Here is a 25,598-nt window from a genome sequence, read left to right on the forward strand (position 1 = left end):
TCGGACAGCAGGCAATGGTGAGCAAGCGCCAAATACCCACGAAGACCGCAACGGCCATTGGCCAGCGGTCGGTCCGTGTCCGGTGCTTGTCATGACGGTCGAGGTCCTGCAATCCGGTTCAGGCGATCCCAAGATCATCCTGATCGGGCTGAACCGCTGTGCGACGACCTCGTTTCACAGGCTGTTTCAGAATAGCGGGATACCGTCGGTTCATTGGGAAGATGACCAGGGCCGAAACCTTGCGCACCGCATGTTGACCAACATAGCCATGGGGCGACGACCATTGGACGGGTTTGGAGCGGTGCGGGCCTTCACTGACATCGCTTTTGTCAGTTCGCGCTTCATGTTGGACGGGGCGCGTTTCTTTCGTGAATTGCATGCAGCTTACCCGAATGCCTATTTCTTGCTGAACACGAGGGACAGGGATGACTGGATAGCTTCGCGCGCCAACCATTCCGGTGGCGGGTATCTGGATCGGTGCTGCAAAGCCAATGGGCAGAGTGCGGATGAAGTGAAACACGGCTGGGCGCATATGTATGATGTGCACCATGCCGAGGTCGAAGCCTATTTCGACGGCAACTCGCGATTCCTGCGCTTTGATATCGACTGTGGTGATCCGCAGCGCGTTGCGGACTGGCTCGCGCCGGATTTTGACGTGAACATCGCCCATTGGGGGCATTATAACCGAGGGGCGTCCCAGCGCGCCCGGACAGGCTGAAAGGCGGCCTTGTGCTGAATGGAGAATTGACATGGTTCAACTGACCCTGCCCAAAAATTCCCGGATTACGACCGGCAAGACCTGGCCCAAGCCGGATGGCGCGACCAATGTGCGCAAGTTCCAGATTTATCGCTGGAACCCGGATGATGGTCAGAACCCCCGTGTCGATACCTACTTTGTTGATATGGACACGTGCGGGCCGATGGTTTTGGACGCGCTGATCAAGATCAAGAACGAAATCGACCCGACCCTGACATTTCGCCGATCATGCCGTGAAGGCATCTGCGGATCGTGCGCGATGAATATCGACGGGATCAACACGCTGGCCTGTATCTATGGAATGGATGAGATCAAGGGCGACGTGAAAATCTATCCGCTGCCGCATATGCCTGTGGTCAAAGATCTGATCCCTGATCTGACTCATTTTTATGCCCAGCATGCTTCGATCATGCCGTGGCTGGAAACCAAGACCAACCGTCCTGCAAAGGAATGGAAGCAGTCGATCGAAGACCGGAAAAAGCTGGATGGTCTCTATGAGTGTGTAATGTGCGCCAGCTGCTCGACCTCGTGCCCGAGTTACTGGTGGAACGGCGATCGGTATCTTGGCCCCGCTGCTCTGCTGCACGCATACCGCTGGATCATCGACAGTCGGGATGAGGCCACGGGTGAGCGCCTGGACGAGTTGGAAGATCCGTTCAAGCTCTATCGCTGCCACACCATCATGAATTGCGCCAAGACCTGTCCCAAAGGTCTGAACCCGGCCAAGGCGATTGCCGAGATTAAAAAGATGATGGTCGAACGCGCGGTATAATCACCTGCACCGAATTGCGGTAAACGCATGTCGATCTTGCAAAATAAGGCGATGTAGCCCCGGCTGCATTGTCTTATTTTTTGCTCAGGGAGGAGTGATGAGTTCGAGTCAGGATCACTCCAATGAATGCAAACACATCCAAACAAAAAATCGACGCTAAAGAGGCGCTGAAACTGCTGGAGCAGGCATGGGCCTACTACACGCCGGAACCGGTTAAAGCCGACAAAGAGCCCGAGCTGTTCGAATACGCAAACGCGGCCTGATCCAATACGACAACCCTTGAAAAACTTCGGTCAATCGGCAAAGCAGAGGAATGCCTGTTCTTCTACTTTTGTTGGCCGCTGCAGTGTTCGCCTATTTTTTCTGGCGCTCGCGCCATTCCACGCTGACACGGGATTGTCGTTGGCGACAGGACAGACGCCATGGCATCTGGCGGTGTAGCTTTTGTGGAGCGGCAGTCGCTGCGCCGGACCAACCTATGCGCTGTCTTAAGGCAAGTGATGGTTGAGAATAGGGCTTTTCGCGAGCCAGAGAATCCGCCACTCTGCACGCCATGACCGGTTCTGAGAATACTGCCCGCCCCCCAGAAGATGCCGAAGCCCGTCGTTCGGTCGCCCCTGTCATTTGTTATCCGAACGATGCCTTGCCGCGACCAGATTTGCCCTGGATCAGATCTGTACGCCAACGGGCAGTCAAAACCGGCGAAGTCCTGGTTCCTCCGCGTGAGGCGCGCTGTTTCGATGTACCTGCCGGGCATTTCTTTCGCATCACATCGGTTCAAGGCCCGCAGGTTGGCGATTTGAACCTGTGGAACCGCAATGATTTGTCCGAGCGCTTTTATTCCGGAAAAACGCGGGCTCTGCATGGCACGCACCTGACCACCGGAGAGCGGATGTGGTCCAGTTTCCCACATCTGCGCCCGATGGCCACGATCATAGCGGATACACTGGAATGGTACGGGATCGATACCCATGGGGGGTCGGTTCATGACGTGATTGGCACGCGTTGTGATCCATATACGGGCAATTTGCTGTCCGGCACGCAGTATCATCATTGCTGCCATTCCAACCTGACCTGTGCGCTGGCGGATCATCTGAATATCCCGATGGATGAGGCCGAACCCGCGGTGCACGACGTTCTGAACGTCTTCATGTGTACTGGTTTCACTCGGGATACAGGTCAGTATTTCATGAAAGCATCGCCCGTTCGCCCCGGCGACTATCTGGAATTCTTTGCCGAAATCGATCTGCTTGGCAATCTCAGCGCCTGTCCGGGTGGGGATTGCTCGTCCGAGCATTCCTCGGACACCGCCGCGTGTTATCCCTTGTTGGTCGAAACATTTGCCGCGACGGTCACAGACTTAGATGGTTGGGAAAGCCCGGCGCGCAATGGCTATGATCGCACGCACGGGCGTTAGGATAGGCGGGCACCCACCTTACTGTTAATTGCCCGGGAATGCGGCCTGTAGCGCGATTTCCACCATGTCTCCAAAGCTGCTTTCACGTTCCGAGGATGGCAGAGCTTCTCCCGTCAGAAGGTGATCGGAAACGGTGAGAACTGCCAGAGCACGACATTTGTGGCGCGCTGCCAGGATATAGAGCTCGGCCGCCTCCATTTCGACGCCGAGAATCCCGTGACGCACCATCTGTTCGTTCAGGTCCGGGCGCTCATCATAGAAAACGTCCGAAGAATAAATCCCACCGACATGGGTAGGGGTTCCTTTGGCAGCCGCCACCTTCGCGGCCGCCTGCAACAAACTCCAATCGGCGCAGGGCGCAAAATTCAGTTCTTTCATGATACCGCGTGACGGCGTACTCAGCGTCGTCGAAGTCATTGCCAGAATGACGTCTCGAATTTTGACACTGTCCTGCATTCCGCCACACGACCCAATTCGGATCAGGGTTCTTGCACCGTAATCGCGAATTAACTCGTTTACGTAAATGGAGAGCGAGGGCATTCCCATGCCGCTACCCTGTATCGTTACAGGATTTCCCTTCCAATTTCCGGTAAACCCAAGCATTCCCCGGACGTTATTGACCTGTTTCACATCGTCCAAAAACGTCTCGGCTGCCCATTTCGCCCGATAAGGATCTCCGGGTAATAGGACAGTGTCTGCAATTTCGCCTTTTTCAGCGCCGATATGAATTGTCATTGTTTTGATCCGCCCTGATCAGATTTCTAGATCGGAAATATCGGCGCCCGCCTGCAACGCGTCATGCACCCATTTCGGCTTGCGGCCACGACCTGTCCAGGTTTGTTCCGGATTGCCAGGATTGCGGTATTTTTCTTTTGTTTTCTTTTGCTTGGATGCGCGGGGTACGTCGCTTGAAAGTTCGGACAGCGAATACCCGAATTCTGCGGCAGCCTTTTCTGCGGCTTTCAAAGCCTCACGGCGCTCGCGTTTTTCCGCTCCTACCAAGGCTTTTTCGACATCGTCGCGCAATGCCAAAAGGTCTTTGCGCGACATCTGTTCAAGATTGAACCCCATCATTCATCTCCAAAGGATATATTTTACGGTACACTTGAGCGCGCACCGTAATTCTAGCGAATGGTTTATTCCATCCCAAATATCCAAAGGGAAGAAACGGGGAATTAAGGTTCTAAAACCTCAGTTACTCGGCTGCGAGGTTTTTGGGGTCAACCAGCGTTACAATATCGCTCATGATCGCATTAAGTTCAAAGTTTTTGGGGGTGTAAACCTTGGCTACACCCATGGCTTTCAATTTTGCGGCATCTTCATCCGGAATAATTCCGCCGACAACCACGGGAATGTGAGACAGGCCAGCCTTTTGCAGCCGATCCATTACATCTTCGACCAAAGGCAGATGGCTACCGGACAGGATCGACAACCCGATGACATGTGCGTCATAGTCGCGGGCTGAGGTGACAATTTCTTCCGGGGTCAGCCGGATACCTTCATAGCTGATATCCATGCCGCAGTCGCGGGCACGGAACGCGATTTGTTCGGCGCCGTTGGAATGGCCGTCCAACCCCGGTTTTCCAACCAGGAATTTCAGGCGCCGTCCCAGTTTGTCGCTGACGGCATCAACCGCCGCGCGCAGATCATCCAACCCCTCGGTCTTGTTCGAGACCGAACCGGAAACGCCGGTCGGGCCACGATAAGTGCCGAAAACCTTGCGCATCTCTTCGGCCCACTCCCCGGTTGTCACACCCGCCTTGGCAGCGGCAATGGACGGCTCCATGACGTTCGCTCCTGTCTGAGCCGCCTGGCGCAACGCAGCCAAGGTCGCTGCAACAGCCGCTTCGTCGCGCTCAGCCCGCCACGCGTTCAGGCGGTCGATCTGTTCCTGTTCTACCGCAGGATCAACGACCATGATGCCGCCATCTTCGGTCTGAAGGGGCGAAGCCTCGCCTTCCATCCATTTGTTCACGCCAACGACGACGGTTTCGTTGCGTTCGATCCGGTTCAGACGTTCAGCGTTGGAATCCACAAGGCGGGATTTCATATACTCGATTGATGCAACCGCACCGCCCATCGCATCCAGATTCGCCAGCTCTGCCCGCGCGCCTGCTTTCAATTCTTCGACCTTGCCATCAACAGCAGGGTTGCCATCGAACAGGTCATCGAATTCCAACAGGTCAGTTTCATAGGCCAGAATCTGCTGCATCCGCATGGACCATTGCTGGTCCCAGGGGCGTGGCAGGCCAAGCGCCTCGTTCCAGGCAGGCAACTGCACCGCACGGGCGCGTGCATTCTTCGACAGGGTTACGGCCAGCATCTCGATCAGGATGCGGTAGACATTGTTCTCAGGTTGTTGCTCGGTCAGCCCCAGAGAGTTCACCTGCACACCATAGCGGAAGCGGCGGAACTTTGGGTTCTCGACACCATATCGCTGTTGCAGGATTTCGTCCCAAAGATCGACAAATGCGCGCATTTTGCACATTTCAGTGACAAAGCGGATGCCAGCATTCACAAAAAAGGAAATCCGGCCGCAAAGCGCGGGGAAATCCTCGGCAGGTACTCGTGGGCGCAATTCGTCCAGCACGGCAATGGCTGTTGCCAGCGCATAAGCAAGTTCTTGTTCCGGTGTCGCGCCAGCCTCTTGCAAATGATAGGAACACACATTCATCGGGTTCCACTTGGGGACATTGGAATAGCAATACTCGGCCACGTCCGCGATCATCTTCAGCGACGGTTTTGGCGGGCAAACATAAGTGCCCCGGCTCAGATATTCCTTGATCAGGTCGTTCTGGACCGTGCCCTGCAACTTGGAAACGTCAGCGCCCTGTTCCTCGGCCGCTGCGATGTAAAGGGCAAGCAACCAAGGGGCGGTGGCGTTGATCGTCATAGACGTGTTCATCTGTTCCAATGGAATCTGATCGAACAAAACCCGCATATCGCCCAGATGGCAGACGGGCACCCCGACCTTGCCAACTTCGCCACGTGCCAACGTGTGGTCACTGTCATATCCGGTCTGGGTGGGCAGATCGAAGGCTACCGAAAGACCGGTTTGCCCTTTGGCGAGGTTGCCACGATATAGCGCGTTCGAGGCCTTGGCGGTAGAATGACCGGCATAGGTCCGGATGAGCCAGGGGCGATCTTTCTGCATCTGCGTCATGAAGGGGCCTCGCGTTTCGGTGGGCAATAAAATTACGTCTATGGGTTCTAAAGCGCAATTTTAGGGACAAGTCAATTCGCTGCGTTGCGGCATCCTGCAATTGTTCAGATTGTGAGCAGCTGCGATTGGTGGCAAGGTGCGGCCATGACGCAAACCGTGGAACTTCCGCTTTGGCTTTTTGTGCTGATCGTGGTCTTTGCCATGGTTACTTTCGCTTCACATTTCCTGTTCCCGTCAGTCCGATGGTTCTTCCGCCGCCGGTTGGAACGTGCCGTGGCGCGTTTGAACCAGCGCCTGCAACGTCCGATCCAACCGTTCAAGCTGGCCCGTCGGCACGACATGATTCAACGGCTGATTTATGATCCACAGGTCGGTAAAGCGGTCCAGCATCACGCCCTTGAAACCGGAATACCCGAAGCTGTCGCGTCCGAGCAGGCACGCCGCTATGCCCGCGAAATAGTGCCGTCCTTTTCCGCCTTCGCCTATTTCAGTTTTGCGATCCGTTTGGCCCGGCTGCTAAGCAATACGTTCTACGAGGTGCGGCTTAGCTACGAAGACGAAGACGCGGTCAGGACTATCGACCCTGATGCAACCGTTGTTTTTGTGATGAACCACAGAAGCAACATGGACTACGTGTTGGTTACATATCTGGCGGCCCCGCATTCTGCTTTATCCTACGCGGTAGGAGAATGGGCTCGGGTTTGGCCGCTCAGTCGGTTGATCCGTGCAATGGGGGCCTACTTTATCCGGCGCAAGTCAGGCAGCGAGCTCTACCGGCAGGTTTTGTCCACCTATGTGCGCCATGCGACCGAAGCCGGAGTGACGCAAGCCATGTTTCCAGAAGGTGGTTTAAGCCTGACAGGAGCGCTCGCCCGCCCAAAGCTTGGATTGCTCAAGTACATAATGGATGGGACGACGTCGCAGGGGCGTGATGTTGTATTCGTTCCCGTCGCTTTGAATTATGATCGCGTGCTTGAAGACACCATTCTGACCCGCGCGGCGTTGGGAACAGAACGTCGTTTCCGGGCGCGGATCGGGGTCATCACGCGTTGGATTCTCAAACAGATCTGGCGGCGAGTGATCGGGCGCTACAAGCGGTTTGGGCTGGCATCGGTCCGGTACGGAGTGCCGATTTCCCTGAAAGAGTTCCGGGCCGAAGGCAGTGACGACATGATGACCGATCTGGCGCGCACATTGATGCAGCGTATCCAGAACGCGATCCCGTTGGTTCCGGCCCCTGCGGCCTGTTTGCTGATACGTGACAATGGGCCGATGGCGGAACAGGATCTGCGGTCATGTATTCAGAAGATGATGGAACGCGACGGTAGGCAGACCCAAGACAATGCGCCGGCCATATCAAGCGCTTTGGACCAGTTGATTGAACGACGGATTCTCAAGCGGCAGGGAGATATTCTTTCTGCATCTGGGCAACGCGGTGATCTGCTGGAGTATTATGCAGCATCTGTACCGGTTTCCGCGCGCCCCTCAAATTCTGCGTCTGCAAAATAATTTCTGCAACTGCTGGGTCATAAAATTACAATTTCTCATCGAAACAGGTTGCAATATTTCGCAGCGGCCAATATTTCATCTGATAAAGCACGCGATTCTGCGTCGCGGCAAAAGTATTGAAAAAGGAGGCCAGCATGGCTTTGGACACCGAAACCGGTATCGCGTCGTATGAGGCACCCGAAAAAGACCTCTATGAAATGGGTGAGATCCCTCCGATGGGATATGTGCCGAAACAAATGTACGCCTGGGCCATCCGAAAGGAACGCCATGGCGAGCCAAGCACAGCGATGCAGCAGGAAGTGGTCGATGTACCCACGCTGGACAGCAATGAGGTGCTTGTTCTGGTGATGGCAGCAGGCGTTAATTACAACGGTGTCTGGGCTGCACTGGGCCAGCCGATCAGCCCCTTTGATGGCCACAAGGCACCGTACCATGTCGCGGGCTCTGATGCATCGGGTATCGTCTGGGCCGTTGGTGACAAGGTCAAGCGGTGGAAGGTTGGCGACGAAGTTGTCATCCACTGCAACCAGGACGATGGCGACGACGAAGAATGCAACGGCGGCGACCCAATGTATTCGACCAGCCAGCGGATCTGGGGCTACGAAACACCTGACGGCTCATTCAGCCAGTTCACGCGCGTGCAGGCTCAACAGTTGATGCCGCGCCCTAAGCACCTGACATGGGAAGAAGCAGCGTGCTACACGCTGACACTGGCGACAGCTTATCGTATGCTGTTTGGTCACGAACCGCATGACCTGAAACCGGGTCAGAACGTTCTGGTCTGGGGTGCCTCGGGCGGTCTGGGGTCTTATGCTATCCAGTTGATCAACACAGCCGGGGCAAACGCGATCGGGGTGATCTCGGACGAAAGCAAGCGTGATTTCGTCATGGGTCTGGGCGCAAAGGGGGTTTTGAACCGCCGCGACTTTAATTGCTGGGGTCAACTGCCCACGGTCAATACGCCCGAATACGCCGAGTGGTTCAAAGAGGCCCGCAAATTCGGCAAGGCAATCTGGGACATCACCGGCAAGGGCAACAATGTCGACATGGTGTTCGAGCATCCGGGCGAGAGCACCTTCCCGGTCTCGACTTTCGTGGTGAAAAAAGGCGGCATGGTTGTGATTTGTGCGGGGACGTCCGGGTTCAACTGCACATTCGATGTGCGTTACATGTGGATGCACCAGAAACGCCTGCAGGGTTCGCATTTTGCCCATCTGAAACAGGCGGCGGCGGCGAACAAGCTGATGGTCGAGCGCCGCCTGGATCCCTGTATGTCCGAGGTGTTTGCCTGGAACGACCTACCGGAAGCACATATGAAGATGCTGCGGAATGAACACAAGCCGGGCAACATGTCTGTGCTTGTTCAGGCGCCGCGTACCGGGCTGCGCACTCTCGAAGAAGTTTTGGACGCAGGCTGATAAAGTTAAGGACGTTAGACAAAAACCACCCGCGAATCGCACTGCCGGTTCGCGGGTGGTTTTCTGTTTGCAGACCTTTTTCATGGTTTCAAATGCTTGCGATTCTTACTCCCGCTATTTTTGGGGAGTAGAAACCGGTGAATAGGTCGAAAAAGATCATACATGTTATGGTTGTGTTAACGCTTCGTTAACTGTTTCAGAGAAACCCTGATGGCGCAAAATGAGTGGATATTGGACGTACTATCGGACCTCAATGCGTTCGCCGTTGCGAATGGGTTGAGCGCGCTTGCAGAACAGCTTGATGATACAAGACTGATTGCCGCGGCCGAGATTGCGTCCCTGAAGAACGAGGCACGGGCGCCCGCGGATGGGAACGAAAACCGATTTGGGTCAAATCCTACAGGATTTGGAAAACACCAGCACGCTTGAAGAGCTCAGCATCGTTGCCGAGTGTCTGCGAGACACTTTGAAGATCGCACATCTGACATATCATTGGGTTGACGGCGCAGGGGACCAATACGGCTATACGACCTACTCAGACGCCTGGGACGAACGATACAGGGAAAAAAACTATCATCGTATTGATCCTGTAATTCTGGGGTGTTTCCAGCGATTTCACCCAGTTGACTGGAAGTCTCTGGACTGGTCCAGCAAGGTGGCCAAATCATTCCTTCAGGATGCCCACGACCATGGGGTCGGCAATCAGGGATACTCGATCCCGATCCGAGGGCCAAACGGTCAGTTCGCTCTTTTTACCGTTAACCACAGCTGCGACGATCAAACCTGGCAGACCTTCATCTCGACCTACGGACGTGAGTTGATTCTTGTTGCGCACTACATCAACCGCAAAGCGCTGGAGTTTGAAAAGGACAGGCAACCGGATGCCACGCGCGGCCTGTCGCCCCGTGAAATCGATGCCATTACCCTTTTGGCACTGGGTTACAGCCGTGCTCAGGTGGCGCATTCCCTGTCGATTTCCGAACACACGCTACGCGTTTACATTGAAAGCGCCCGGTCGAAACTCGGAGCCCTTAACACGACCCACGCAATCGCAACGGCACTCAGCCGGGGATTAATAGTCGTTTAAGGCCAGAGCGTCCTCAAAACGCAATATTAACCACGACTCTGTACTCCCTTCGTTCCTGCACAGGACGACAAGGGGAAAGTCATGTTGCGTTATCTATATGCCGATGAGTTACACAGATTTCCGACTCTGGCTGAGGGGATGTTCAAGGATCGCGCAGATCAGTTCAAAACCCGGTTGGGGTGGGATGTCCATGTCAACAAAAAAGGAGAAGAGCGGGATGAGTACGACGACCTCAACCCGCTTTATGTCATCTGGGAAGAACCGGATGGCAGCCATGGCGGGTCGATGCGGGTATTGCCGACAACAGGCCGGGTAATGATCAATGAGGTGTTTGGGCATCTCAACGGCGGCAAGCCGATTTGCAGCCCGCTGATCTGGGAGGTGACCCGGTTCTGCCTGTCCCGCACAGCCAGCCCGCACACTGCCGGGGCCATCATGCTAAGCGGGGGCGAGATGATGGAAGGCTTTGGCCTGACGCATATTGCCGGTGTTTTTGATGCCCGTATGATCCGGATCTATCGTCTGATCGGGTCGTCCCCCGAGGTTCTTGGAACCCAAGGCAAAGGGCGTGACCAGATCTCGGTTGGGTTGTGGCCCTATTCAGCGGATGATTGCAACCGCGTGGCTGAACGGGCAGGGATCCCGCGTGAGCTTTCGCGCATGTGGTTCAAGGCGGCTTTCGGGCGATCCAAACTGCACCGATTTGCCTTGTCTGCCTAAGGACCGGAAAACGCAATTCCGCATCTGGTGATGGTTGGCGCGGCCCTGTAGGGTCGCGCCATGTCTTTGCCCAACGTGACCTTCTCAGATGATCAGGCCGCCGCGTATGACAGCATCGCCGAGATGCTGCGCTCAGCCGGTGTCGACCTGGAGGACGATGCCCTTCTGAAACTGCCGGGGGCAGGGAAGTCTGGCGTGATGGCTGTCATCGGCAAGGCCGGGTCCGGCAAAACGTTGCTACTGGCCGAACTATATAAGGCGCTGGCGGAGACCGGCGTTCAGGTCGTGTCCGGCGATTACGAAAGCCGGAAATCCAGAGACAAGCGCAGCCTTGCCATTCTGGCCCCCACGAACAAAGCCGCAAGTGTTCTGCGCCTTCGCGGTGTTCCGGCAACTACTATTCACCGCATCCTTTATACGCCGGTCTATGACCCAGAATACGAGCGTATCGCCGAGTGGCTGGCCGGAAATGATGAGCGCCCCGAGATCGAAGGTCTGACAGACGAAGCTTTGGACCGTGCTGCTTCGTTTTATCGTAACAACAAATCGATCCCCGGAGCGCTGGCCGCAGCCGGATTGCGCGGTTCAGATTTCATCACTGGTTGGAAACGACGTGAGGAACCGCTGGATATCGGGTTTGTCGATGAGGCGTCGATGCTGGATGATCGTCAGTTCGAGGACCTGAAGGAGATATTCCCGACCCTTCTACTGTTCGGTGATCCCGCACAGCTGGCTCCGGTCAATCAGTCCGGCAGCATGGTGTTTGAAGCCTTGCCCGAACCGCGAAAGCTGACGCTTCAGCGTGTGCATCGGCAGGATGCAGATAACCCGATCCTGGATCTGGCGCACGCTCTTGCCGATCCGTCGATGGGATTTGAAGAATTTGAGCGTCTGGTCGAAGACACTGCCCGGCGGGATGACAGGGTCGTTTGGGGGCAGCGGGTCGAAGTTGATCTGATGGCGCGCAGCCCGGTTCTGGTCTGGCGTAACGCCACGCGCATTCGTTTGATACAGGCGTTCAGGCAAGTTCATGGTGCACCGGATACGGAGCTTTTGGAAGGCGAGCCGCTGATCTGCGACGGGATCGAGTTGCCGTTGAAGCACCGCAAGAAGCGGTTGGATCTTGAGGCGCGCGGCCTGATCAAAGGGGCCCAGGTTGTTTATCTTGGTCCCGGTCGTAAGCCTGGGTTTTCGCGCTTGCATGTGATGGGGGCCGAAGACCCACAGGTCAGCGCCGCGTCGATTGTCCAGATCGAAAAACCGGATGAGGAAGAGCCCTTCATTCCTTTTGCTGCCCGTATGGGGGCGACGTTTTTGCACGGGGCTGCGGTGACGATACATAAGGCACAAGGATCACAGTGGGACACGGTTCAGGTGTTTGCCCCTGACATTTACGCCGCGGCCCGTATGGGCCGTTCCGAGGCCGGGCAACCTTTGTGGAAGCGTTTGGCTTATGTTGCGATCACCCGCGCACAAGAGCGTTTGATCTGGGTGGTCCGTAACCGGCTGTCGAAACCCACCCACCCGTTGCAGATTGATGATTTGCGCGCGGTCCCCGCAGTTTCACTCACACTGGAGACAGAAGAGACATGGGTTCCATAATCGTAACTGGTGCAAGCTCTGGCATAGGTCGGGCCACCGCCGAGCTTTTTCTGGTGCAGGGCTGGACGGTCGGGCTGCTGGCGCGCAGCGCGGACAAGCTGAATGCCCTCGCGCAGGAATACCCGGCGGCCATAGCATTACCCGCAGATGTGACCGACCCGGACGCAGTCAAACAGGCGTTCCACGCCTTCATGGATCGGACAGGGCGACTTGATGTTCTGTTTAACAACGCTGGTATTTTTGCCCGCGGCGGCACAATCGACGAAATCGCGTTGGACGATTGGTATCAAACCGTCAATGTCAACCTGAACGGTATGTTTCTATGCGCGCGCGAGGCCTTTGGGATCATGCGTCATCAAAGCCCGCAGGGCGGGCGGATCATCAATAACGGCTCGATTGCTGCGCATGTTCCGCGCCCGAATTCTGTACATTATTCGGCGACCAAACATGCCATTACCGGGCTGACGCGCAGCCTTTCACTGGATGGGCGATCCTTTGGAATTGCATGTGGTCAGATCGATATCGGCAACGCACGTACGCAGATGGTTCAGGATCTGGTGGATGCGGCGCAGGCGGCAGGCCAGACGCCGGACCCAACCATGGCGGTCGAGGATGCCGCGCGGTCTGTTCTGCATATGGCCACCTTGCCGCCCGAAGCGAATGTGCAGTTCATGACGGTCATGGCCACGACCATGCCCTATATCGGCAGGGGGTGAGTGTCAGTTTTCCCGCAACAGACGGAACGCTGTCGACGCGCCCCAACCTGCGGCAATCGCGATAACCAATGACATCAGCCCGTACCAAGCGGGTTGCTGACGGGACATGTTGTACAGAAACCGCTCCAACCCGACTTTGCGGACATCGATTGTGGTTTCGTATTGTGATACGACCTCTCCTCCGCGGGTCAGGAAGATCCGGGCGGAATAATCCCCTTCGGTGAGGTCCGCGGGCATGTCGATTGACGTCCGGAACAAGGTTTGTTCGTCCACGGCCACTGTGTTCTCGCGGATGGAATACAGGTGTTCGGATTCACGGATACGGATTACGGCATCTGCAAAATCCTGAGCACCACGGATGTGCATGGCCGCTCCGACCGACCGGATCGCGCGTTCAATCGAAATGCGGTGACGCAGGTCTTCGGTATCGGTCAGAATTTGATCCAACGGTTCGCTGGTGGCTACCGCGTAAAAGCTTGGTGCCAGATCAACCAGAACGCTATCGGTGTTAACCCATATTCCCAGCTTTCGCTCTTTGCGGCGAACCGTAACGGGCTCGGACGGGCCTGCAACTGCGACGATAACCGCGACCGGTGGGCCTGGGGGAATAGGGGTTTCCCGTTTGATGGCCCCGAAAATGAGGATCTCGGACCCGTCAAAGTCGGCAGTGATCGCAACACGATCCTGGCTAAGGCCCAGGACGACCTGCTCTTCATCGGCAGCGGCTGGCAGGCTGAACAGGCACAAAGCGGCAAAGACATAGCGCAGCATTCTCAATGCCCCCCGCTGTTGCCAAGCGAATAAAGCTCGGATGGTTCAAGAAGCAAATCAAGGGCCAGCTTGCCGCAGACGACCAGAACCAGCGCCGCTAACAGAACGCGCAGCTGTTCAGCCGGCATGCGCGATCCGATTACGGTTCCGATCTGAGCGCCAACGACGCCTCCGACCAGCAGCAAAACCGCCAGGACGATGTCCACTGTATAGTTGGTGGTCGCGTGCAGCATTGTTGTAAATGCAGTTACAAAGATGATCTGAAACAACGATGTGCCGACAACGACTTTGGTAGGCATCCCCAGCAGGTAGATCATCGCCGGGACCATGATGAAACCGCCACCGACACCCATGATCGCGGACAAGACCCCGACGCTTAGACCAACCACAGCCGGTGGAATGACCGAGATATAAAGACCTGATGTGCGAAAGCGCATCTTGAAGGGCATTGAATGAACCCAGCCACGTTGGCGGCGCTTGGCTGGCGCTGCCCCGCCTTTTTTGGCTTTGCGCAGCGCCCTCAGGCTTTCGATGAACATCAGACTGCCAATGATACCAAGGAAGACCACGTAACAAAGGGTTACCAGAAGGTCGACCTGGCCCAGGCTTTTTAGGTAGTTAAAGACAACAACACCCAACGCAGCCCCGATCAGACCACCTGTTAACAATACCGTACCCATCTTGAGGTCTACGGTCTTTCGTCGAAAATGGGCCAGCACCCCGGAAAAAGACGAGGCAACAATCTGATTGGCCTCGGTCGCAACCGCAACAGCCGGTGGTATGCCAATGAAGAACAGCAGCGGCGTCATGAGGAACCCGCCGCCGACCCCGAACATCCCCGACAGAATTCCAACCATTCCACCCAGACCAAGGAGTAGAAATGCATTTACCGAGACTTCGGCTATGGGCAGGTAAATATGCATGATACCGTCACTTTGCGCTGGGTCTTGGCTTGCCTTCTATCACACTCGAGTTCAAGAGCGGTAATTGTCGCGTGGCGCGGATCAATCAACATCATACCCCTCCCGGTTCTGCCAGAGAAAAGATCTCTATTGGCGGCAACAGAAGGTCAAATCCGATCTTTCCGGCAACACTCATGACAAGAAGCGCGAGTAGAATGCGCAGCTGTTCTGCTTTCAGACGCGCACCGATCTGCGTCCCCAACTGTGCGCCCAGAACTCCGCCGGTCAACAGGAACAGGGCAAGGACTATGTCGACGCTGAAATTTGTCGATGCATGTATCATGGTTGTGAAACCGGCGACGAAAATGATCTGGAACAGGGATGTCCCGATAACCACTTTGGTTGGGATGCCAAGAACATAGATCATCGCGGGCACCATGATGAACCCTCCGCCGACACCCATGATCGCAGACAGGATGCCAACGCCAAACCCGACCAGCGCAGGTGGTATAACCGAGATATAAAGGCTTGATGCCCGAAACCGCATCTTGAAGGGCAGTGTGTGAACCCATGTACGCTGGCGTCGCTTGGGGGCAGATTGAGTACCGGACTTGCTGGCCTTTCGGATGGCGGCAAGACTTTCGATGAACATGAGGGTCCCGATGGCCCCCAGAAACACGACGTAGCAAATCTGTACAGCCAGATCGACCTGACCGAGGTGTTTGAGAAAATTGAAAACCAGCATACCCAGGGCCGCGCCAAACAACCCTCCGGTCAGCAGAACGCTTCCCATCTTTAAGTCCACGGTCTTGCGCCTGAGATGCGCCAGCAATCCCGAAATAGAAGAGGCGACAACCTGATTGGCCGATGTGGCCACGGCAACCGCCGGGGGAATGCCGATAAAAAACAGCAGCGGAGTGATCAAAAATCCTCCGCCGACCCCGAACATGCCGGATAAAACACCGACGACCCCACCGATCCCCAACAGCAGGAATGGGCTGACAGAAACTTCGGCTATGGGAAGGTATACGTGCATACCCTCTTAGAACGGTTGCGGCATGCAAAATCAACTCTGCATGCCGCCTTGCAGCGAACAGGACCGAAACTCATTTCGGAACTGGCCTTATTAGCGCTCCTTGATGTAGGGCTCTCCGCCTGCACGCGGTGGTACGGCCTTGCCAACAAACCCGGCCAGAATAACCACTGTCAGAATATAGGGCAGGGCATCCATCACCTGGACCGGAATCACTATGCCGCCAAGATCGATGTTCTGGAATCGAAGTGCTACGGCCTGAAGCAGGCCAAACAGCAAACAGGCCCACATGGCGTGCCACGGGCGCCATTTGGCAAAGATCAGGGCAGCCAGTGCAATAAAGCCGCGACCAGCGGTCATTTCCTTGACGAACCCAGCCTGCAAAGCCGTTGCCAGGTAAGCACCTGCAATACCACAAAGTACACCACAGATCGCGACGGCTGCGAAACGTAGGCCAACCACGGACACGCCTGCTGTGTCGACCGCTGCCGGGTTTTCACCCACAGCTCGCAGGCGCAGGCCGAACCGTGTGCGGAAGAGCACCCACCATGTCGCTGGGACCATCAGGAATGCGACATAGACAAGGATGGAATGGCCTGAGAGCAGTTCGGAATAGATCGGGCCGACAATCGGAACCCCTCCGAGCGCGTCGGAAAATGGAAAATTGATAGGCTCGAACCGGCCGCCACCAAAGAGCGAGGGCGTGCGACCGCCCTGCTGGAACCAGCTTTGGGCGACAAGCACCGTCAGGCCCGAGGCAAGAAAGTTGATGGCGACACCCGAGATCAGCTGGTTGCCCCGGAAGGTTATCGATGCCAACCCGTGCAGTCCTGACAGCACCAGTGACGATCCGATACCAGCCAGCAGGCCCAGCCAGACTGACCCTGTAACCGCCGCGACAGCCGCAGAAAAGAACGCGGCTACCAGCATCTTACCTTCCAGCCCGATGTCGAAAATGCCAGCCCGTTCCGAATACAGACCGGCCAAACAGGCCAGCAGAAGCGGCGTGGAAAGACGGATGGTCGAATCCAGAACCTGGATGAGGGTTACAAAGAAGTCCATTACTCTGCCCTCTTCCGCATACCAAGGAACAGTTTCTCAAGCGGCATCCGTACCATGTTGTCCAGTGCCCCGGTGAACAGGATCACCAGCGCCTGAATGACCACAATTAGTTCGCGGGGGATCGATGCCCACAGTGCCAACTCGGCCCCGCCCTGATACAGGAACCCGAACAAAAGCGCGGCCAGCAATACGCCGAAAGGATGTGACCGCCCCATAAGGGCCACCGCAATCCCGATGAACCCAGCACCCTCGGTCGAGTTCAGGACAAGGCGCTCCGCCTCGCCCATAACGTTGTTGATGGCCATCAGACCTGCCAGCGCACCCGAGATCAGCATCGCAACAATGGTAATGCGAACCGGCGAGATGCCGGCATAGACCGCGCCGGTTTCCGAGTGGCCGTAAGCACGGATTTCATAGCCCAGCCGGGTCCGCCAGATCAGCGCCCAGACGACGACACAGGCCAGCAAAGCGATGAAGAACGTAATGTTTACCGGAGCCCCCCGGAACACCACGTTCTCTGCGGTTGAGAACATTGACTGGAATGTTGGCAGATGGACGGATTCGGGGAACCGTGCGGTTGCCGGGTCCTGCGACCCTTGCGGGCGCATGACATTGACCAGCATGTAGTTGAGAAACGCAGCGGCGATAAAATTGAACATGATCGTGGTGATCACGATATGGCTGCCGCGCTTGGCCTGAAGATAGGCCGGGATAGCGGCCCAAAACGCGCCGAACAGCATTGATGCCGCGCAGGCCGCAAGCAATGCAATGCTCCAATGCGGCCAGTCGACGTAAAGGCAAACCATTGCCACCCCAAGACCGCCCAACATCGCCTGACCTTCGCCACCGATGTTGAACAAGCGGGCGTGGAATGCGACGGCGACCGCAAGGCCGGTAAACATGAAGTTTGTTGCGTAATAGAGCGTATAGCCCCAGCCATAGGTTGACCCCAACGCGCCCGAAACCATCAGCTTAACAGCCTCGACGGGGTTTTCTCCGATGGCGAGAATGACCAGCGCCGACAGGATAGCGGCCAGCATCAGACTGATCAGCGGGATCAGAACAACATCTGCCCATTTAGGCATCTTTTCCATCCTACGCGGCCTCTCCTGCAACACCGGCCATCAGCAGGCCAAGTTCTTTTTCATCTGTTTCATTGGGCAGCCGTTCACCCATGATATGCCCGTCGAACATCACTGCGATCCGGTCGGACAGCGAGAATATCTCTTCCAACTCAACCGAAACCAGCAGGATCGCCTTGCCTTGATCGCGCAGGGCCACGATCTGCTTGTGAATGAATTCGATCGCGCCGATGTCAACGCCGCGCGTCGGCTGGCCGACCAGCAGCAGGTCAGGGTTTCGCTCGATTTCGCGGGCAACGACGATTTTCTGCTGGTTTCCACCCGAAAAGCTCTTGGCTGCAAGCCAAGGATCCGGTGGCCGGACATCGAATTTCTCGATCTTGGCTTCGGTATCAGCACGCAACGCGGCATTGTCCATGAACAGGCCCCGCTGATAAGCGGGGTCCCGGTGATAGCCAAAGGCCACGTTTTCCCACGCGTGGAAATCCATAATCAGGCCTTCACGCTGCCGATCTTCCGGCACATGCGCTATATGCTGTGCACGACGCGCCTGACCGTCAGATCCGGCTCCGCTTAGGGCCAGCGGTTCGCCGTTCAGCTTGATCGAGCCTTGTCCCGGACGCATCCCGCCCAGAACCTCCAGCAGTTCCGACTGCCCATTGCCCGCCACACCGGCAATACCGACGATCTCACCGGCACGAACGGTCAGGTCGATACCTTTGACCCGTTCAACACCGGCGGAATCGAAAACGCTCAGCTTTTCGATCTCAAGAATGGGTTTGCCCGGCGTCGCAGGCACCTTGTCGACTTGCAGCAAAACCTTACGGCCTACCATCAGTTCGGCCAGTTCTTCCGGGCTGGTGTCCAAAGTTTTCACCGTAGCTGTCATCTGCCCACGGCGCATGACCGAAACGGTATCGGTGTTTTCCATGATTTCGCGCAGCTTGTGGGTGATCACGATGATCGTTTTCCCTTCGGCCCGTAGACGATCCAGGATACGAAACAGTTGGTCAGCCTCAGCCGGGGTCAGAACACCAGTTGGTTCATCCAGAATCAGAATCTCGGCCTTGCGATACAAAGCCTTCAAAATCTCGACACGCTGCTGCATCCCCACACCGATCTCATCAATGCGTTTGTCGGGGTCAACGAACAGTTCGTATTCTTCTTCCAGTTCTTTCAGCTCTTTGCGGGCCTTGACCAGAGACGGAGCCAGAAGGCCGCCATCTTCAGCACCCAGAACGATGTTTTCCAGAACCGTGAAATTCTCCACCAGCTTGAAATGCTGAAACACCATCCCGATGCCCGAGGCGATAGCCGCCTGGCTGTCAGGGATTTCGGTCTTTGTTCCGTTGATCCAAATTTCACCTTTGTCGGCTTTGTAAAAGCCGTAGAGGATGCTCATCAGCGTGGATTTGCCCGCACCGTTTTCACCGATGATCCCATGGATCGTACCGGGGGCGACGCTGATTGAGATGTCTTTGTTGGCCTGAACCGGCCCAAAGGATTTGGAAATCCCTTTGAGCTCAATGGCGGGGACGGTCATGTCTTACCCTCAACTGCCGAAAAGCCCATCCGGCAGGTGGCACGGATGGCAGAGTGGATGGCAGGGCGGAAGGGTTCCTTCCGCCCCGCGCGGTATCAGAACTGCAGTGCGGGGCAGCTGTCGTTCTCGTAATAGCTGACAACGGTGATATCGCCGTTGATGATGGCTTTGCGGGCTTCTTCCACCGCATCGTTCATTTGGGCCGAAACAAGCTCTTTGTTGTTATCGTCCATGGCGACGCCAACACCTTCTTCGGCCAGACCCATTGTGAACACGCCGGTTTCTACGGCGTCACCTGCTTTCATCGCGTCATACACCGCAACGTCCACACGCTTCAACATCGACGTCAGGACCTTGCCCGGATGCAGGTGGTTCTGGTTGCTGTCCACGCCGATCGACAGGATGCCTTCGTCAGCTGCCGTTTGCAGAACGCCTACACCTGTACCACCAGCTGCGGCATAGATCACGTCAGCACCCTGGCTGATCTGTGCTTTTGTAAGTTCCGAACCTTTTACAGGATCGTTCCACGCCGCAGGGGTGGTGCCGGTCATGTTGGCGACAACATTGATGTCCGGGTTCACGGCTTTGGCGCCTTGTGCGTATCCGCAGCCAAAGTGGCGGATCAGCGGAATGTCCATACCGCCGATAAAGCCAACGGTGCCCGATTTCGATGCCATCGCTGCCATCATGCCAACCAGGTACGATCCTTCATGCTCGGCAAAGCCGATCTGGCGGATGTTGGGGATGTCCAGCCAGTTCACGTCGACAGCCACGAATTTGGTTTCAGGATAGTCGCCTGCAACGGCTGACAATGGATCAGCCATACCGAAGCCCATGGTGATGATCGGGTTGGCACCTGATTCTGCGAAACGGCGCAGAGCCTGTTCGCGCTGTGCTTCCGACTGGATCTCGATCTCGCGGTATTCGCCGCCGGTCTCATCGGCCCAACGCTGCGCGCCATTATATGCGGCTTCGTTGAAAGATTTGTCGAACTTGCCGCCCAGGTCAAAGATCAGCGCCGGTTCAGCGAAAGCTGCACCTGCGGTCAGAGCGACAGCAGCGGCAGCACCCATCAAGGATTTCATCAGGGTCATTTAAGTCTCCCATTTTTTTTGTTGGCACGAAGTCAGATTAGCCCCGTTTACCCACTTTTAGCGAGCATAAGTGTTGTGATGGCGGGAATTAAGGACGTTTGCAACCGTCATGGTCAATTGATTTCTGACCAAATGGTCTAAAAAATCTCTGGTTGCCGTTAGGGCAGTGGGCGTTCCATCACAAGAGCATCGATATTTGGGCCTGTTTTTCTGGAATAATAACCCTTGCGCTGACCGCACTGGCGATACCCGCATCGCCCATACAGCGCGATTGCTGCAACATTGTCGGCTGCGACGTCCAGAAAAGCGCGGTTTGCCTGCAAAGTGACTGCCCGGTCGTGCCAGTTGCGCATGGTCTGAAACCCCAGACCTTGTCTTTGAAACGCGGGGTGAGTCGCAATCGTCAGCAACTCTGCCTCACCCGCGATCACCTGAAACAGGGCAAAGCAACGGTCATCCCCGACGTAATCAGTTAACCGGTTCTCCAAAAGGCTGGCGAATTCATCGGCAGTCCATGGGCGTGACTGGGTGAATGCCGCTGCATGTGTCGCTGCCATCTCGTAAGGCGTCATTGGTCCAGCAACACAGGCGGCACATCTCGGGACGGGGCTGCGTCCGCAGGTCTGACATATAGCGGGGCCGGAGGTGCACTGACCTTGCGCCATCGTCTTGCGGCATGTCTGGCAACGGCTTGTACCTGCAATGCGGGGTCGGAGCAGACATACAAAGGCCCATGCTGTTCGGCCTCGTCCCTAGGCAAAAGGCAAGGGCCGGTTCCGGGAAGTTGTACATACACCTGTTCGCGCGGCGCAGGGATGGCTGGAAGTTGGCTCTCTTCTGCCAGTTCAATCAGAGCATCGAATCCAGAAACGCCCACCGCCGGGACGCCAAGGCCCAAGGCAAGGCCCCGGGCGGCAGAGACCGAGATGCGTATACCCGTGAAATTTCCTGGCCCAATCCCAACACCGATAGCGTCCAGATCGGCCCATACGCAACCGGCCTCGGTCAGCACTTCTTGCAGCAAGGGCATCAATCGTTCGGCTTGACCCCGCGACATGCCTTCTACACGGGATACTGCGATCACACCGCCACGCAACAAAGCGGCCGCGCAATGCGCGGCCGATGTATCAAATGCCAGGATCGTCGGGTCAGACGGCAACTGGGCGAACCTCAGTCACTTCGGGGATGTAATGGCGCAGCAGGTTTTCGATACCCATCTTCAGTGTCAGGGTCGATGACGGGCATCCCGCGCAGGCGCCTTGCATGTGCAGATAGACGACGCCGCGATCAAAACCATGAAAGGTGATGTCGCCACCGTCCTGTGCCACGGCCGGGCGCACGCGGCTGTCCAGCAGGTCTTTGATCTGGTTGACGATTTCTGCATCTTCTCCGGTATGTTCGGCATGACCCGAGGCCGCTGCCGCGTCGGCACCCATGACGGGTTGACCGGATTGATAATGCTCCATCACTGCGCCAAGAATTGCAGGTTTGATGTGATCCCATTGAACATCGTCGGATTTGGTCACCGTGACAAAGTCGTTTCCAAAGAACACCCCCGTCACGCCGTTTACCGCAAAGATTCGTTTGGCCAATGGGGACTTGTCACCAGCCTCGGCTGTCGGGAAATCCGCGGTTCCAGCCTCAAGAACCGTTTGGCCGGGCAGAAATTTCAACGTGGCCGGGTTTGGGGTGGATTCGGTCTGGATGAACATGAGGCAGCTCCGTCTGAGGTGTTCCTGATATGCGCTCAGGGGTCGGAGAAGTCAATATTTGGAACGATTCTAAATTGTGACCGCGTAACGAATCGCGTCATCCAGCCGGTCATCTCCCCAAAACAACTCTGTCCCTGCCACAAAACTGGGTGCGCCGAACAGGCCAAGTGCTTTTGCGCGCGCGGATTGCTCGAACAGCGCAGCCTTGATGCTCGGATCTTTTGCACGATTCATCACTGCCGCAGGCAGACCCGCCATCTTCAGGCAATCCTCAAGCACGTCTTCGTCAGAAATGTCCCTCCCGCCCCCGAATTCAGCGCTGAAAACAGCCTTTGCGAAGGCAACCCGTTCTTCGCCATGCTCAATGGCCAGAGTCAGGCGCGCTGCGGTGAGGGAGTTTTGCGGGAACGGGTCAGGCCGAACCAACGGCAGTCCGCGTGCGCCGCAAAGACGTTCCATGTCGCGCCACATATAGCGCCCTTTGGCCGGATACAGGTTGAACGGTGACGTGCGCCATCCCTGATCCGCGAAAATCGGACCCAACAGAAAAGGCTGCCATTCGACCGAGACGCCTTTGTCCTGCGCAGCCTGTTCGATCCGCATCGCGCTGAGATAGGAATAGGTCGAGGCGAAGTCGAACCAGAACTGCAACGTCTTCGCCATGTTCGATCCTCAGGTGATTTCTTCCAGCTTTTCCTTGCTCAGGTCACCGGGAACAATCGTGATCGGGATCGGTAGGCTGCCAGAGTTTTTTGTGAGCTGAGTCACCAGCGGGCCGGGGCCTTTCTTGTCAGTCCCCGCCCCAAGAACAAGAACGCCGATCTCAGGGTCAGACTGAACGTGTTCGATGATCTGCGGCACCGGATCACCTTCGCGAATGGCCAGTTCAGGTTCTACATTCTGTTTGTCGCGCATCCATTTGGCGAAGACTTCGAAATGGGCATGGATACGTTCCCGGGCTTCTTCGCGCATGGTTTCGGCAACACCGATCCAGTGATTGAACTCGTCCGGCGGAATAACCGACAAGATCGTCACTCCGCCACCTGTATGCGCGGCACGCATCGCGGCGAAACGCATTGCGTTCAGGCATTCACGGCTGTCATCCAGAACAACTAAGAACTTACGCATGGGTGTCCTCTTCAATTTTAAGGGATCATGCCCGAGCGTTTGCGTACTGGCAACTCGGACACGTTCATGTCGATGTACTAGCGTTCGCTTGCAGCCCAGTCCCAGTAAAGTGCGCGGGCACGGCGGGCAATGGGACCAACCTGAAACTGTGTGTCTTCCAGTGCAGTTACCGATGTGATCTTGCTCATATTGCCGGACATGAAAACCTCATCCGCCTGGTGAAAATCCTCGAAACCCAAGACCGTTTCATGAACTGTGACACCATCCTCGCGCAGATTCTTGATATGTCGCGCCCGCGTGATCCCTGCCAAAAATGTGCCGTTGGGGATCGGGGTAAAGACCTCGCCATCCTTGACCATGAAGATGTTGGCCGTTGCCGTTTCGGCCACATTGCCCATCGCGTCAGCGATCAGAGCGTTCGAGAATCCTTTGGAGCGTGCCTCTTGCAACATGCGCGCATTGTTGGGGTAAAGGCACCCGGCCTTGGCATTGACCACAGCCGATTCCAGTACCGGGCGACGGAATCGCGTGGTCGCCAGTGTGGCCGAAGCCGTTTCAGGTGCCATTGGGATTTCTTCTAGACAGATGGCAAACCCTGTGCTGTTTTCCTGCGGAACGATTGCCGTGCTATCGCCGTCAATGCCCCAATACATCGGGCGGATATAGACAGCCGTGTCAGGGCTGTAGGCTTGCAACCCTTCATGCACCAATTCGACCATCTGCTCGGTTGTCATGGTCGGTGTCAGCATCAGGGCTTCGGCGGACCGGTTCACCCGGGCGCAATGCGCGTGCAGATCAGGGGCCAACCCGTCGAAATAACGGGCGCCGTCAAAGACCGAAGACCCTAGCCACGACCCGTGATCCGCTGCGCGCATGATGGGAGTATCCCCGTCATGCCATTGGCCCTGAAAATAGGTCCGGATGTTTTTGCCGGTTGCCATGACGCCCTCCTGTGGTTCAGGCAGACCCTAGGTGGGCGTCAGGCGAAGGTCCAGTGCATTCAGCGTGATGCTGATCCGACCATACCGACGATTTCATAGGTCTTTTGCAGGATCGGAGCGGCGATCTGACGCGCGCGCTCGGCTCCGTGAGCCAGAATCCGGTCAATCTCGGCCTGTTCCCCCATAAGACGCGACATCTCAGTCGAGATTGGGGCCAGCTTGGCGACTGCCAGATCAGCCAACATCGGTTTGAAATCACCGAACTGCTTGCCCCCAACTTCGGCCAGAACCTGGTCGATGCTCTGGTCGCTGAGTGCTGCGTAAATATTGACCAGATTGCGCGCTTCGGGGCGGCCCTCCAGACCTTCGACATCCGACGGCAAAGCGTCAGGGTCGGTCTTGGCCTTGCGGATTTTCTTGGCGATCGCATCGGCATCATCGGTCAGGTTGATCCGGCTCATGTCCGAGGGGTCGGACTTTGACATCTTCTTGGACCCATCCCGCAAGCTCATGACCCTTGTGGCTGACCCTTCGATCACCGGCTCGGTGATGGGAAAGAAATCGACGCCAAAATCGTTGTTGAATTTTATGGCGATGTCGCGGGTCAACTCCAGATGCTGTTTCTGGTCTTCTCCAACTGGCACATGGGTTGCGTGATAGATCAGAATATCGGCTGCCATCAGAGCAGGGTAGGCAAACAGGCCAAGCGAAGCGTTCTGCTGGTTTTTGCCCGCCTTGTCCTTCCACTGGGTCATGCGCTGCATCCAACCCATGCGCGCGACACAGTTGAATATCCAGGCCAGTTGCGCGTGTTCCGGCACCTGACTTTGGTTGAACAAGATTGATTTTTCCGGGTTTAGACCGGAAGCGATGTAACCGGCACAAAGCTCCCGCGTTGCATGCTGCAACTCGGTTGGGTCTTGCCAGACGGTGATCGCGTGCAGATCGACCATGCAATAGATAGTCTCAAATTTCTCGCTCTGCATTCTCACCCAGTTCCGAAGCGCCCCGAGATAGTTGCCGAGATGCAAATTGCCCGAAGGCTGCGCACCGGAAAACACGCGTGGCGTGAATTGGGACTCAGTCATCAAAGGGAACTCCTGTCTGGAAAAATCAGCCCCCGTCGCTTACCCATGAGGCAAAGGGACGTCAACAGCCGCGAAAGGCCA

Annotated in this window: 27 protein-coding genes; 10 read left to right on the top strand and 17 right to left on the bottom strand. The window is 56.3% G+C overall.

Annotated elements, in window-relative coordinates; genetic code table 11:
- Positions 1-91: 91 nt before the first annotated feature.
- The 4 genes from AC2FLO_RS19840 to AC2FLO_RS19855 all read left to right on the top strand — a co-directional run bounded on the left by AC2FLO_RS19840 (position 92) and on the right by AC2FLO_RS19855 (position 2,946).
- Positions 92-718: a sulfotransferase gene (locus tag AC2FLO_RS19840; RefSeq protein ID WP_480585578.1), complete on the top strand. Its 627-nt coding sequence runs from the start codon at positions 92-94 to the stop codon at positions 716-718.
- A 31-nt stretch (positions 719-749) separates the two neighbouring features.
- Complete coding sequence (locus AC2FLO_RS19845; RefSeq protein WP_152456842.1) at positions 750-1,529, top strand: succinate dehydrogenase iron-sulfur subunit; 780 nt, start codon at positions 750-752, stop codon at positions 1,527-1,529.
- Positions 1,530-1,651: 122 nt separating this feature from the next.
- Positions 1,652-1,792 (top strand): hypothetical protein, encoded by a 141-nt coding sequence (locus AC2FLO_RS19850; protein WP_267363816.1) that lies wholly within the window; start codon positions 1,652-1,654, stop codon positions 1,790-1,792.
- 290 nt (positions 1,793-2,082) lie between these two features.
- Positions 2,083-2,946 (top strand): urea carboxylase-associated family protein, encoded by an 864-nt coding sequence (locus AC2FLO_RS19855; RefSeq protein WP_496752255.1) that lies wholly within the window; start codon positions 2,083-2,085, stop codon positions 2,944-2,946.
- A gap of 24 nt (positions 2,947-2,970) precedes the next feature.
- Here the strand turns inward: AC2FLO_RS19855 and deoD are convergent, their stop codons facing one another.
- The 3 genes from deoD to AC2FLO_RS19870 all read right to left on the bottom strand — a co-directional run bounded on the left by deoD (position 2,971) and on the right by AC2FLO_RS19870 (position 6,136).
- Positions 2,971-3,681 carry a purine-nucleoside phosphorylase gene (gene deoD, locus AC2FLO_RS19860; protein ID WP_480585584.1) on the bottom strand — a complete coding sequence of 237 codons (711 nt, stop codon included), beginning with the start codon at positions 3,679-3,681 and terminating at the stop codon, positions 2,971-2,973.
- Between the two features lie 18 nt (positions 3,682-3,699).
- A complete protein-coding gene (locus AC2FLO_RS19865) occupies positions 3,700-4,017 on the bottom strand; it encodes an H-NS histone family protein (protein ID WP_480585586.1) in 318 nt (105 codons plus the stop codon).
- A 124-nt stretch (positions 4,018-4,141) separates the two neighbouring features.
- Positions 4,142-6,136 (bottom strand): methylmalonyl-CoA mutase family protein, encoded by a 1,995-nt coding sequence (locus AC2FLO_RS19870; protein ID WP_496752257.1) that lies wholly within the window; start codon positions 6,134-6,136, stop codon positions 4,142-4,144.
- Positions 6,137-6,253: 117 nt separating this feature from the next.
- Between AC2FLO_RS19870 and AC2FLO_RS19875 the strand changes: the two genes are divergently transcribed.
- The 6 genes from AC2FLO_RS19875 to AC2FLO_RS19900 all read left to right on the top strand — a co-directional run bounded on the left by AC2FLO_RS19875 (position 6,254) and on the right by AC2FLO_RS19900 (position 13,161).
- A complete protein-coding gene (locus tag AC2FLO_RS19875; protein WP_496752259.1) occupies positions 6,254-7,618 on the top strand; it encodes a 1-acyl-sn-glycerol-3-phosphate acyltransferase in 1,365 nt (454 codons plus the stop codon).
- A gap of 134 nt (positions 7,619-7,752) precedes the next feature.
- Positions 7,753-9,036, top strand: coding sequence for a crotonyl-CoA carboxylase/reductase (gene ccrA / locus AC2FLO_RS19880; protein WP_267363824.1), 1,284 nt, complete (start codon positions 7,753-7,755; stop codon positions 9,034-9,036).
- A gap of 367 nt (positions 9,037-9,403) precedes the next feature.
- On the top strand, positions 9,404-10,123 hold the full coding sequence (locus AC2FLO_RS19885) for a helix-turn-helix transcriptional regulator (protein ID WP_267363826.1): 720 nt from the start codon (positions 9,404-9,406) through the stop codon (positions 10,121-10,123).
- Positions 10,124-10,204: 81 nt separating this feature from the next.
- Positions 10,205-10,843 carry an acyl-homoserine-lactone synthase gene (locus tag AC2FLO_RS19890; protein ID WP_267363827.1) on the top strand — a complete coding sequence of 213 codons (639 nt, stop codon included), beginning with the start codon at positions 10,205-10,207 and terminating at the stop codon, positions 10,841-10,843.
- A gap of 60 nt (positions 10,844-10,903) precedes the next feature.
- Complete coding sequence (locus tag AC2FLO_RS19895) at positions 10,904-12,445, top strand: ATP-dependent DNA helicase (protein WP_496752261.1); 1,542 nt, start codon at positions 10,904-10,906, stop codon at positions 12,443-12,445.
- The gene (locus AC2FLO_RS19900; protein ID WP_480585598.1) at positions 12,433-13,161 is read left to right on the top strand and encodes an SDR family oxidoreductase; all 729 of its coding nucleotides are present in this window, start codon (positions 12,433-12,435) and stop codon (positions 13,159-13,161) included. The genes AC2FLO_RS19895 and AC2FLO_RS19900 overlap by 13 nt, the downstream gene beginning before the upstream one ends.
- 3 nt (positions 13,162-13,164) lie before the next feature.
- On the opposite strand, the gene AC2FLO_RS19905 is transcribed toward AC2FLO_RS19900, so the two are convergent.
- From AC2FLO_RS19905 to trpS, 14 genes are all read right to left on the bottom strand, one after another.
- The gene (locus tag AC2FLO_RS19905; protein ID WP_496752263.1) at positions 13,165-13,932 is read right to left on the bottom strand and encodes a TIGR02186 family protein; all 768 of its coding nucleotides are present in this window, start codon (positions 13,930-13,932) and stop codon (positions 13,165-13,167) included.
- 2 nt (positions 13,933-13,934) lie between these two features.
- Positions 13,935-14,855 carry a sulfite exporter TauE/SafE family protein gene (locus AC2FLO_RS19910; protein ID WP_209506479.1) on the bottom strand — a complete coding sequence of 307 codons (921 nt, stop codon included), beginning with the start codon at positions 14,853-14,855 and terminating at the stop codon, positions 13,935-13,937.
- 91 nt (positions 14,856-14,946) lie between these two features.
- Positions 14,947-15,870, bottom strand: coding sequence for a sulfite exporter TauE/SafE family protein (locus AC2FLO_RS19915; RefSeq protein WP_496752264.1), 924 nt, complete (start codon positions 15,868-15,870; stop codon positions 14,947-14,949).
- A 90-nt stretch (positions 15,871-15,960) separates the two neighbouring features.
- Complete coding sequence (locus tag AC2FLO_RS19920) at positions 15,961-16,929, bottom strand: ABC transporter permease (protein WP_267363835.1); 969 nt, start codon at positions 16,927-16,929, stop codon at positions 15,961-15,963.
- Entirely contained in the window at positions 16,929-18,023 is a 1,095-nt protein-coding gene (locus tag AC2FLO_RS19925) for an ABC transporter permease (RefSeq protein WP_267363837.1), read from the bottom strand. The genes AC2FLO_RS19920 and AC2FLO_RS19925 overlap by 1 nt, the downstream gene beginning before the upstream one ends.
- Before the next feature lies 1 nt (position 18,024).
- On the bottom strand, positions 18,025-19,554 hold the full coding sequence (locus tag AC2FLO_RS19930; RefSeq protein WP_480585608.1) for an ABC transporter ATP-binding protein: 1,530 nt from the start codon (positions 19,552-19,554) through the stop codon (positions 18,025-18,027).
- Positions 19,555-19,649: 95 nt separating this feature from the next.
- Entirely contained in the window at positions 19,650-20,648 is a 999-nt protein-coding gene (locus AC2FLO_RS19935) for a BMP family lipoprotein (RefSeq protein ID WP_480483186.1), read from the bottom strand.
- Positions 20,649-20,806: 158 nt separating this feature from the next.
- Entirely contained in the window at positions 20,807-21,220 is a 414-nt protein-coding gene (locus AC2FLO_RS19940; protein WP_496752267.1) for a GNAT family N-acetyltransferase, read from the bottom strand.
- A complete protein-coding gene (gene tsaB / locus AC2FLO_RS19945) occupies positions 21,217-21,807 on the bottom strand; it encodes a tRNA (adenosine(37)-N6)-threonylcarbamoyltransferase complex dimerization subunit type 1 TsaB (RefSeq protein ID WP_480585612.1) in 591 nt (196 codons plus the stop codon). The genes AC2FLO_RS19940 and tsaB overlap by 4 nt, the downstream gene beginning before the upstream one ends.
- A complete protein-coding gene (locus AC2FLO_RS19950) occupies positions 21,797-22,360 on the bottom strand; it encodes a NifU family protein (RefSeq protein ID WP_209506461.1) in 564 nt (187 codons plus the stop codon). The genes tsaB and AC2FLO_RS19950 overlap by 11 nt, the downstream gene beginning before the upstream one ends.
- 69 nt (positions 22,361-22,429) lie before the next feature.
- Entirely contained in the window at positions 22,430-23,023 is a 594-nt protein-coding gene (locus tag AC2FLO_RS19955; protein ID WP_496752270.1) for a 2-hydroxychromene-2-carboxylate isomerase, read from the bottom strand.
- A gap of 9 nt (positions 23,024-23,032) precedes the next feature.
- Positions 23,033-23,488 (bottom strand): universal stress protein, encoded by a 456-nt coding sequence (locus tag AC2FLO_RS19960; RefSeq protein WP_267366250.1) that lies wholly within the window; start codon positions 23,486-23,488, stop codon positions 23,033-23,035.
- A gap of 77 nt (positions 23,489-23,565) precedes the next feature.
- Positions 23,566-24,429, bottom strand: a complete 864-nt coding sequence (locus AC2FLO_RS19965) for a branched-chain amino acid aminotransferase (RefSeq protein ID WP_496752272.1) — start codon at positions 24,427-24,429, stop codon at positions 23,566-23,568.
- 59 nt (positions 24,430-24,488) lie between these two features.
- Complete coding sequence (gene trpS, locus AC2FLO_RS19970) at positions 24,489-25,517, bottom strand: tryptophan--tRNA ligase (RefSeq protein ID WP_496752274.1); 1,029 nt, start codon at positions 25,515-25,517, stop codon at positions 24,489-24,491.
- Between the last annotated feature and the right edge of the window lie 81 nt (positions 25,518-25,598).

Source organism: Ruegeria sp. TASC047, from assembly GCF_059612445.1.

Bases quoted from the DNA above. Each gene is read 5' to 3' on its own strand.
- AC2FLO_RS19840 (WP_480585578.1), top strand. From the start codon at position 92: ATGACGGTCGAGGTCCTGCAATCCGGTTCAGGCGATCCCAAGATCATC.
- AC2FLO_RS19845 (WP_152456842.1), top strand. From the start codon at position 750: ATGGTTCAACTGACCCTGCCCAAAAATTCCCGGATTACGACCGGCAAG.
- AC2FLO_RS19850 (WP_267363816.1), top strand. From the start codon at position 1,652: ATGAATGCAAACACATCCAAACAAAAAATCGACGCTAAAGAGGCGCTG.
- AC2FLO_RS19855 (WP_496752255.1), top strand. From the start codon at position 2,083: ATGACCGGTTCTGAGAATACTGCCCGCCCCCCAGAAGATGCCGAAGCC.
- deoD (WP_480585584.1), bottom strand. From the start codon at position 3,681: ATGACAATTCATATCGGCGCTGAAAAAGGCGAAATTGCAGACACTGTC.
- AC2FLO_RS19865 (WP_480585586.1), bottom strand. From the start codon at position 4,017: ATGGGGTTCAATCTTGAACAGATGTCGCGCAAAGACCTTTTGGCATTG.
- AC2FLO_RS19875 (WP_496752259.1), top strand. From the start codon at position 6,254: ATGACGCAAACCGTGGAACTTCCGCTTTGGCTTTTTGTGCTGATCGTG.
- ccrA (WP_267363824.1), top strand. From the start codon at position 7,753: ATGGCTTTGGACACCGAAACCGGTATCGCGTCGTATGAGGCACCCGAA.
- AC2FLO_RS19885 (WP_267363826.1), top strand. From the start codon at position 9,404: ATGGGAACGAAAACCGATTTGGGTCAAATCCTACAGGATTTGGAAAAC.
- AC2FLO_RS19890 (WP_267363827.1), top strand. From the start codon at position 10,205: ATGTTGCGTTATCTATATGCCGATGAGTTACACAGATTTCCGACTCTG.
- AC2FLO_RS19895 (WP_496752261.1), top strand. From the start codon at position 10,904: ATGTCTTTGCCCAACGTGACCTTCTCAGATGATCAGGCCGCCGCGTAT.
- AC2FLO_RS19900 (WP_480585598.1), top strand. From the start codon at position 12,433: ATGGGTTCCATAATCGTAACTGGTGCAAGCTCTGGCATAGGTCGGGCC.
- AC2FLO_RS19905 (WP_496752263.1), bottom strand. From the start codon at position 13,932: ATGCTGCGCTATGTCTTTGCCGCTTTGTGCCTGTTCAGCCTGCCAGCC.
- AC2FLO_RS19910 (WP_209506479.1), bottom strand. From the start codon at position 14,855: ATGCATATTTACCTGCCCATAGCCGAAGTCTCGGTAAATGCATTTCTA.
- AC2FLO_RS19915 (WP_496752264.1), bottom strand. From the start codon at position 15,870: ATGCACGTATACCTTCCCATAGCCGAAGTTTCTGTCAGCCCATTCCTG.
- AC2FLO_RS19920 (WP_267363835.1), bottom strand. From the start codon at position 16,929: ATGGACTTCTTTGTAACCCTCATCCAGGTTCTGGATTCGACCATCCGT.
- AC2FLO_RS19925 (WP_267363837.1), bottom strand. From the start codon at position 18,023: ATGGAAAAGATGCCTAAATGGGCAGATGTTGTTCTGATCCCGCTGATC.
- AC2FLO_RS19930 (WP_480585608.1), bottom strand. From the start codon at position 19,554: ATGACCGTCCCCGCCATTGAGCTCAAAGGGATTTCCAAATCCTTTGGG.
- AC2FLO_RS19935 (WP_480483186.1), bottom strand. From the start codon at position 20,648: ATGACCCTGATGAAATCCTTGATGGGTGCTGCCGCTGCTGTCGCTCTG.
- AC2FLO_RS19940 (WP_496752267.1), bottom strand. From the start codon at position 21,220: ATGACGCCTTACGAGATGGCAGCGACACATGCAGCGGCATTCACCCAG.
- AC2FLO_RS19950 (WP_209506461.1), bottom strand. From the start codon at position 22,360: ATGTTCATCCAGACCGAATCCACCCCAAACCCGGCCACGTTGAAATTT.
- AC2FLO_RS19955 (WP_496752270.1), bottom strand. From the start codon at position 23,023: ATGGCGAAGACGTTGCAGTTCTGGTTCGACTTCGCCTCGACCTATTCC.
- AC2FLO_RS19960 (WP_267366250.1), bottom strand. From the start codon at position 23,488: ATGCGTAAGTTCTTAGTTGTTCTGGATGACAGCCGTGAATGCCTGAAC.
- AC2FLO_RS19965 (WP_496752272.1), bottom strand. From the start codon at position 24,429: ATGGCAACCGGCAAAAACATCCGGACCTATTTTCAGGGCCAATGGCAT.
- trpS (WP_496752274.1), bottom strand. From the start codon at position 25,517: ATGACTGAGTCCCAATTCACGCCACGCGTGTTTTCCGGTGCGCAGCCT.